Source organism: Photorhabdus hindustanensis (genome assembly GCF_002968995.1).
Lineage (GTDB): Bacteria > Pseudomonadota > Gammaproteobacteria > Enterobacterales > Enterobacteriaceae > Photorhabdus > Photorhabdus akhurstii.
In genome coordinates this window covers 1-6,619 of record NZ_PUWT01000101.1, presented here as the reverse complement: position 1 = coordinate 6,619, position 6,619 = coordinate 1, and the positions used below count along the sequence as shown (strand labels likewise).

Annotated in this window: 12 protein-coding genes; 11 read left to right on the top strand and 1 reads right to left on the bottom strand. The window is 41.3% G+C overall.

Going from position 1 to position 6,619, the window contains the following annotated elements; all coding sequences use genetic code 11:
• Nucleotides 1-218: 218 nt before the first annotated feature.
• On the top strand, nucleotides 219-1,118 hold the full coding sequence (locus C6H66_RS23790; protein ID WP_105396930.1) for a hypothetical protein: 900 nt from the start codon (nucleotides 219-221) through the stop codon (nucleotides 1,116-1,118).
• Nucleotides 1,115-1,426: a hypothetical protein gene (locus tag C6H66_RS23785; RefSeq protein WP_105396929.1), complete on the top strand. Its 312-nt coding sequence runs from the start codon at nucleotides 1,115-1,117 to the stop codon at nucleotides 1,424-1,426. The genes C6H66_RS23790 and C6H66_RS23785 overlap by 4 nt, the downstream gene beginning before the upstream one ends.
• Before the next feature lie 42 nt (nucleotides 1,427-1,468).
• Here C6H66_RS23785 and C6H66_RS23780 read toward each other — a convergent pair whose 3' ends face one another.
• A complete protein-coding gene (locus C6H66_RS23780; RefSeq protein WP_248000810.1) occupies nucleotides 1,469-1,579 on the bottom strand; it encodes a SymE family type I addiction module toxin in 111 nt (36 codons plus the stop codon).
• Between the two features lie 301 nt (nucleotides 1,580-1,880).
• On the opposite strand from C6H66_RS23780, the gene C6H66_RS26210 reads away from it, so the two are divergent.
• The 9 genes from C6H66_RS26210 to C6H66_RS23735 form a co-directional block, all read left to right on the top strand.
• Entirely contained in the window at nucleotides 1,881-2,729 is an 849-nt protein-coding gene (locus tag C6H66_RS26210) for a hypothetical protein (RefSeq protein ID WP_181150291.1), read from the top strand.
• 2 nt (nucleotides 2,730-2,731) lie between these two features.
• Nucleotides 2,732-3,178, top strand: coding sequence for a hypothetical protein (locus C6H66_RS23770; protein WP_046397822.1), 447 nt, complete (start codon nucleotides 2,732-2,734; stop codon nucleotides 3,176-3,178).
• Nucleotides 3,179-3,543: 365 nt separating this feature from the next.
• Nucleotides 3,544-4,185: a TNT domain-containing protein gene (locus C6H66_RS23765; RefSeq protein ID WP_105396928.1), complete on the top strand. Its 642-nt coding sequence runs from the start codon at nucleotides 3,544-3,546 to the stop codon at nucleotides 4,183-4,185.
• Nucleotides 4,186-4,413, top strand: coding sequence for a hypothetical protein (locus C6H66_RS23760; protein WP_065391093.1), 228 nt, complete (start codon nucleotides 4,186-4,188; stop codon nucleotides 4,411-4,413).
• 52 nt (nucleotides 4,414-4,465) lie between these two features.
• Entirely contained in the window at nucleotides 4,466-4,852 is a 387-nt protein-coding gene (locus C6H66_RS23755; RefSeq protein WP_248000809.1) for a hypothetical protein, read from the top strand.
• A gap of 9 nt (nucleotides 4,853-4,861) precedes the next feature.
• Nucleotides 4,862-5,245: a hypothetical protein gene (locus C6H66_RS23750; protein ID WP_248000808.1), complete on the top strand. Its 384-nt coding sequence runs from the start codon at nucleotides 4,862-4,864 to the stop codon at nucleotides 5,243-5,245.
• Nucleotides 5,242-5,610 carry a hypothetical protein gene (locus C6H66_RS23745; RefSeq protein ID WP_036771428.1) on the top strand — a complete coding sequence of 123 codons (369 nt, stop codon included), beginning with the start codon at nucleotides 5,242-5,244 and terminating at the stop codon, nucleotides 5,608-5,610. Before C6H66_RS23750 ends, C6H66_RS23745 begins: the two co-directional genes overlap by 4 nt.
• 213 nt (nucleotides 5,611-5,823) lie before the next feature.
• Nucleotides 5,824-5,973 (top strand): hypothetical protein, encoded by a 150-nt coding sequence (locus tag C6H66_RS27135; protein WP_248000807.1) that lies wholly within the window; start codon nucleotides 5,824-5,826, stop codon nucleotides 5,971-5,973.
• Between the two features lie 265 nt (nucleotides 5,974-6,238).
• A partial coding sequence (locus tag C6H66_RS23735) for a DUF2569 family protein (protein ID WP_105396927.1) occupies nucleotides 6,239-6,619 on the top strand: 381 nt, incomplete at its 3' end.

Below are 6,619 nucleotides of genomic sequence, written 5' to 3'. Positions count from 1 at the left end.
CCCGCAGAACGGGCACCCGCCGCCCAAGCGAGTTGGGCGACGTTCGCCCGTTGCCGAAAAAGGCGCTACACTGACAATGGCACGGCGGGAAAAACCGGCCTTTGGAGGCGAAAAGCGCGTCAGGGGTTTTGAGTTCGGCGGTGAACGGACATTGGAAAAAACGGGGTGTAACTGACTGAGGGCATTAGGAAAATCGGCGTTCGGTAATCAACTTCGCAATGGAATGCGTTGTTATTGAGAATAACTATCTGAGCGTGAATGAGCTGGACAATTTTGCGCATCAAGCCCGCACCTGTGAAGGGGAAAGCTGTAAACAGGTGATCAAGGAGATGGTGGAGACCAATATCCGTAATCAGCAGGAAATGATGAACTTCTGCAACAGCAACCCGAACCAGTGTGCGCAGAAGTATGGTTATCTGGTTGATCAGTGGCCGGTATTTGAGCGTACCCTCAAAAATATGGACCGGGACGGCACATTGCCGGTTGAGTTCAGAAATTACCTGTCGGCGGTGAATACGTTAGGTCAGGCTGCCACAGGCAAGGTAGGCGAACTCGGCTGGACAAAACGCTTTGAGGCAATGGGCATGAGTCAGGAGACTGCCGCTGCGATGGCGATGACGCTGCCTGTTGTGATGGAGGGAGCCAAAGGGCCAAAATCATCGCCAACAACAAAAGGAAGCACAGACGCGGTTGTTAATACAGAGAAAGCGGCGCTGGAAAAGATTGGGAAAAACAGTCAAGGCACAACGAATCTGGGTGGTAAATCGGCTAATACTGTTTATCATCAACAGCTTATCAAAAATGCTGAAAAGATATCTACCGCGAAACCGGGGCAACAAGTTGCAGCACCAAGGGATTTGAATGAGCAGATTTTATGGAACCAAGTTAAAGCTAACCCATCTTCAGGTGATCCACTTAGAGGAATGAATAAAGATCCTCGTTTCCCTACTGATGCAGGATTCCAGAAAATGCAAGTTACACACGAGTTACCAGACGGTTCAAATATCACCATCCATTATCAGTATAACTCAACTACTGGTAAGGCTTATGATATGAAGATTACAACTCCTAAGCGGCCTGAAATCCAACCTAAACCTTCAATCACGGATAAAAAATGATGAAAATAAAAAAGTTCAAATCAGAAAAAATTATTGAAGTTTTTGCCATATATTGGTTCGAAGAAAAAACATACTTTTACGGTTTTGCTAAAGGTTATGACGGGCTGCTTAGTTATAACGCAGAGGAAGTGGAAATTATAGAGCCATCGTTATCTGGTGATTTTGTTTTCTTTGAAAATGGCATTTTTTACAAGCCACTCATTGAAAAAAATATATTAGATGACCTGTTAGAAGCAGATCCAGTTGCTTATCAATGTTTTTTAGAAACATTGAAATCGGAAGGCAGAATAGAACAAGATTTTTGCTAACCCCAGATCCCAGCCCAAGTGCTGGGATCTTCCCTTTAGCGGTTAGCCGTTCTCAACAAGCCGGATAATCAACTGCCCGTGCTCAACACTGACCTGTACTGGCTGCCCGGTGGCAAAGCCCGCTTCTTCCAGCCAGTTACCTTTAAGATGCATTCAATGAGATTGTCTGGTTTTTTTGAGGATATAAAAGATGATTCTGATACTTTCTTAAAAAATTCAGAGTGGCCGAATATACCAGAAAATTATCAGGTGCCTGAGCATTATAACTATCCTAATAAGTAAAGTAGAAATCCTAGCCATTGTGAACTATACCCCAAAATGTTGGGCAACCATCTAGCTCTAAAGGTGAAGTTCATTACGCCGGACAAAATGGCTTATCGGGCTGAAAAGTCGCGTCGGGGCGTTATGGGTCGGGCATCAAACCGTACCGGAGGAATGGGTTGTAACTGACTGAGTGTACAAGGAAAATTGGTGTCCGACGGCCAACTTCGCAATGGAATGGGTTGTTACTGACAATAATTTCTTTGGTAAACTAATAACAGAAGGGTGTGCAATAGCTGCTCCGTGCCGAACTAAAGTGGCAGAGAAAGTCCTGGAGATAGGCGTTAAGGCGGGTATAACCGGAGTGGTAGCGAAGGAAATCGCTGATAAGATTTCTTCAGAAGACTTAGACCATCTGATTATGCTTCAGATGATGGGAAATGATGCAATTACAGAGAGTTACCTAAATACACTTCTAGATAAATATACTCAAGTTGCTAATCCAACTGACCTACCAACACATACCGGCGGTGATCAATCTGGTGATATAAGGAAACACCCTAATCATACCGGTGGAAACCAGCAGTTAAAGCCGGGTAGTATACCGAACCATACAGGCAATGAGGAAAATCGGTCTGGCATTGCACCAAATCATACCGGGAACACGGAAGGTAAGCCGGATGTAGGTGGTAATACGACAGCGACCCCAATTCCTGATGGGCCAACGAAAGATGAGCTAATCTATTTATCTGATAGTAATGAATACGTCCCTAGCCCTAAACATGCTCCTGGAGGTTGGGGTACACCAATGGACTTAACTAATTCAAAAGCCCAAGAAGTTTTGAATAATTCTATTCAAGGTGGAAAGCAACGTTATGGTATAGCTGACGGAAAATTATATGAGTTTCAGCCAGACAATGCCGGTGGTTGGCATGGTTATCCAATACCTGGCAACGAAGCCCCTCCGAAAGTACTACGAGAATTTCTCTCTAGAGGTGATATCAGTAAATCTGAGTATAATAAAATGATTAAAGGAAAATGATGATGTATAAATTAAGAATTGTATTGTTAGATGAAATATCATCATATGGTGAAGGCAAGCTTATTAACCTTCTTTTATATAAAGATAAAGAAAAATTTTCTATTTTTCATGGGAAAGTCAATGTGTCTGAGTTTATTTTATGGATGAAAGATAATGAATCTAATATCCGCTATGTTGATCTGCCTGATCATAATTGTAGTATTGACTCTATTGCTTATTACATATATGAATTTTACGAAAAAATAGATGTGGATAATGAAAGTCTTATAGATATGATGTTCGAGTATCGAGCAAGCCATTGTTTTAAATTCGCTGCACGAGGTGTTAATTTCCCTGAAATATATATTGGAAAATCAGGTGAAAATTATGAATTATCCTTATATACAAATAAGGGAGAATGGCGATACTTGATTGATATTGATGATTTTTTCACCCATATACTACACTAATAAAGATCCCAGATTTATGAACTGCCTCCCAAATGTTAGACATTATCCGACATTTAAAAGGGGCAGTTTATTACGCCTGAGAAAAGTGGATTTCAGGCTGAAAAGTCTCGTCGGGGAGTTGTGGGTTGAGCATCAAACCACACTGGGAAAAATAGGTTGTAACTGACTGAGTGCCTTAGAAAAAATCAGGTTAGGCGTCAGACTTCACGACAGAGAAAGTTGTTGCGGATAATAATGCCCTTGGCGCAGCAGCCGGCTCGGATCTTGGATTCTGGTTAAGTAAAACACCAGACTGCGATACGACGTGCAAGGCTAATATTGCTAAAGGTATAGCTGATGGAAACCTAATTGTCTCTGCGGGAGGAATGGCAGTAGCCGGTAGTGCCCAGATTGTGGCCGCCACACCTGAAATTGCTGCAATGGCACGAGCTGCACTGGAAGGATGTAAAGCTGCGCCAACAATTTGTCTAAATAATGCAGGTATTCAGGTCGCAGAAGCATTAACGCCGGGTGGTGTAGGTGCTGCTGGTGTGATCGGTGTAGGCAAAACAGCGGCAGAGGCTACTGTGGCTAAGACGGTAGCAAATCATGTCAAAGAAAATGTTACTACTAGTCAGGTTGCCAGAGAATCATCGAACTTTGGACAATACAGTAAAGCAGAGGGTTCTGTTCAGGAATCATTAGGAATTTGGCCGCCAAATCGGGGAGCTTATGGTCCTGTTGAGAAAGTGACACTACCAACTGGTAAAATTATTGATAGATATGGACACCCTGGAGGAAATTTTGTTTCACCTGCTGGAGTACCATTTTCAGAAAGAGCTTTGCCTCCCTCTTATGAAACGACTAAACCCTATTTTCAATATAAAATCATCAAACCCATTCCTGATGTTCCTAAATCTAATATTTTGCCTTGGTTTGGACAAAAAGGGACGGTAACTCAGTATGAATTACCGAAACCAGTTCAGTGGTATTTAGATAACGAATATATGAAAAAAGTGGATAAATAAATGACGCGTGAAGAATTGATTGAACAGCTAACTCTATTGGGTGTAGATGAAAATAGTTATTCCTTAGATGGATTGCGAAATAATGACTGTACATGTGTAGTGCAGCAAGAAAATATGTGGCGTGTTTGCTATGTAGAAAGAGACTCCCCTTATATGCTTGCTTCATTTACAACAAAAGAAGATGCCTATGGATTTATACTTGAACAATTTAAAAAGTGGTTGTCTTAAAATGAATCCCAGATCAATCACCTGAGTTGTTGTAGACAACAACCACCTCAGTGTGGAGAAGAATCAATCACGCAGTGAGGAACTGGTTAATTGTCAGGGTGATACCAGTTGTCGTGCGACTGTCAGGGATAAATATCGGCAGGAATATGACAAGGTTCAGGAACGGATAGCAACGTGTTCAGGCGCTGACCAGTGCGTTGCTGTTGCCAAAGAGCTGCGAGCATTACAGGGTGATTACAGCACACGAATAGGAGAAATTCAGGAAAAAGCCAGAATGCAGGGGCTGGATTCCCTTACGCCGGCAGAAGTAAGGGAATGGGCTGATTTACGGGGTGCGATGTCGAATATTGACGCATCACGGAATTTGGTGCTCCATCGTGCCCAAGTCACCGGCGGCTCAGAAGAAACCACCCAGGAAATCGTGAAGATTATGGGGTAGACAGGGATTGTGGCATCTGCGGGAGTGGCCGGAGGGATCAGTAAAGCAGGAGCAAAAGGCCGCAGGGATGTCGGAAAAGGCAAACAACCGTATCAACCGAATCAGGGGGCTGTTGGTAATATGGGAGAATTCTTCAGGCAGCCAGGGTTTGGGAGCAAAGCGAAATCGAATTCACAAAAAACAAGTAAAATGTATGATGGTCAGAGTATTTACCAAGCTTCAAGTGATATTGGGACTCATATCAAAAAAGGTGATCAATTTTATTTGGATGGTGATCATAAGAACCACTTGGAAATCTTTGACAAAAGAGGGAACTTTAAGGTTGTTATCAACCTTGATGGAAGCATTAATCAAGCCAAAACAGACAAGGCTATAGGTAGGAAATTGAAATGAGTGGTTTGGATCAAATCAAACGTGCAATATTAGAACTGTCAAAAATTAGTGCTGCTGATTTTAAGTTTGTTGATTCAGATTGGAGTATCGATTATCGGTTAGATCTTGATAAGAGACTGCAAGAAGACTTAGCTAAGTTAGAGATAGAACTGAATTTATTGACAGATGCAATCCAAAGGAAAGATATGATAACGGCTAAGTGTGCTTTAGTTATGGCTCGAGTTATTTCACTTGATTTATCAAATTTTTTCCTGAATCTTTTTGAAGATATTGAAAAAGTTGGTTGGGGTGAACAATGTGAATTACCTTCTATTCCAGAAGATTATGTAATCCCAGATCATTACAACTATCCACCTAATAAATGAACATCGATCCCGGCTATTGTGAACTGCCCCCCCAAATGTTAGACAATTGTCCGACATTTAAAAGGAGCAGTTCATTACGTCTGAGAAAAGTGGCTTACAGGCTAACAAGTCGCGTTGGGGCGTTATGGGCCGGGCATCAAACCGTACCGGGAAGAATTGATTGTAACAGACTGATTGCATTGGAAAATTCAGTGTCCATCGGTCAACTTCGCAATGGAATGCGTTGTTATAGACAATAATCATCTAAGCGTTGACCAGAATCGTTCAAGAAGTGAGGAACTGGTTAATTGTCAGGGTGATACCAGTTGTCGTGCGACTGTCAGGGATAAATATCGGCAGGAATATGACCAGGTTCAGGCATGAATAACAAGCTGTACTGGTGCAGAGCAATGTGTTGCCGTTGCCAAAGAACTGCGGGTATTACAAAGTGATTACAGCGCATTAATAGGAAAAATTCAGGGAAAAGCCAAGGTGAAATATTTTTTTCACTTGGAGATGTAAATAACCACATTAAAAATAGGAGTATTTGTCGGACTGACAAGTTATTAGTTTATATACTATCACCTGTATGATTTAACGTGAATTAACAATCAATCTTTGGATTAAAATTACTATTTAGAGAAATTTTATGAAGTGTATTAAATGTGAAAGCCCAGCATTACATGAATCAGACTTTTGTGCAGCATGTGAAGAGAAAGAATTAAGTGGCATTGGCGGGTTTCTCTATTTGCCTGCAATAAATCTTATCTTTGCAATATTTAGCTCTTTATTTAGTTCATATAAAACAATGACAATCTTAAACTCTAGTTATGATTCTCTGGGTGAATTACGTATCCTTATAGGATTTGAGTTTTTCTGTTTTACAATTATTTTTGGAATTGCACTTTATACATCTATTCTCTTCTTTAGAAAAAAGAAGAAAACACCTTTGTTTTACATTATCCTGTTAGTTTTTACCTCATTATTTGTCATCACCGATTTAGCGTTGGCTCATTATGGATATGAAATA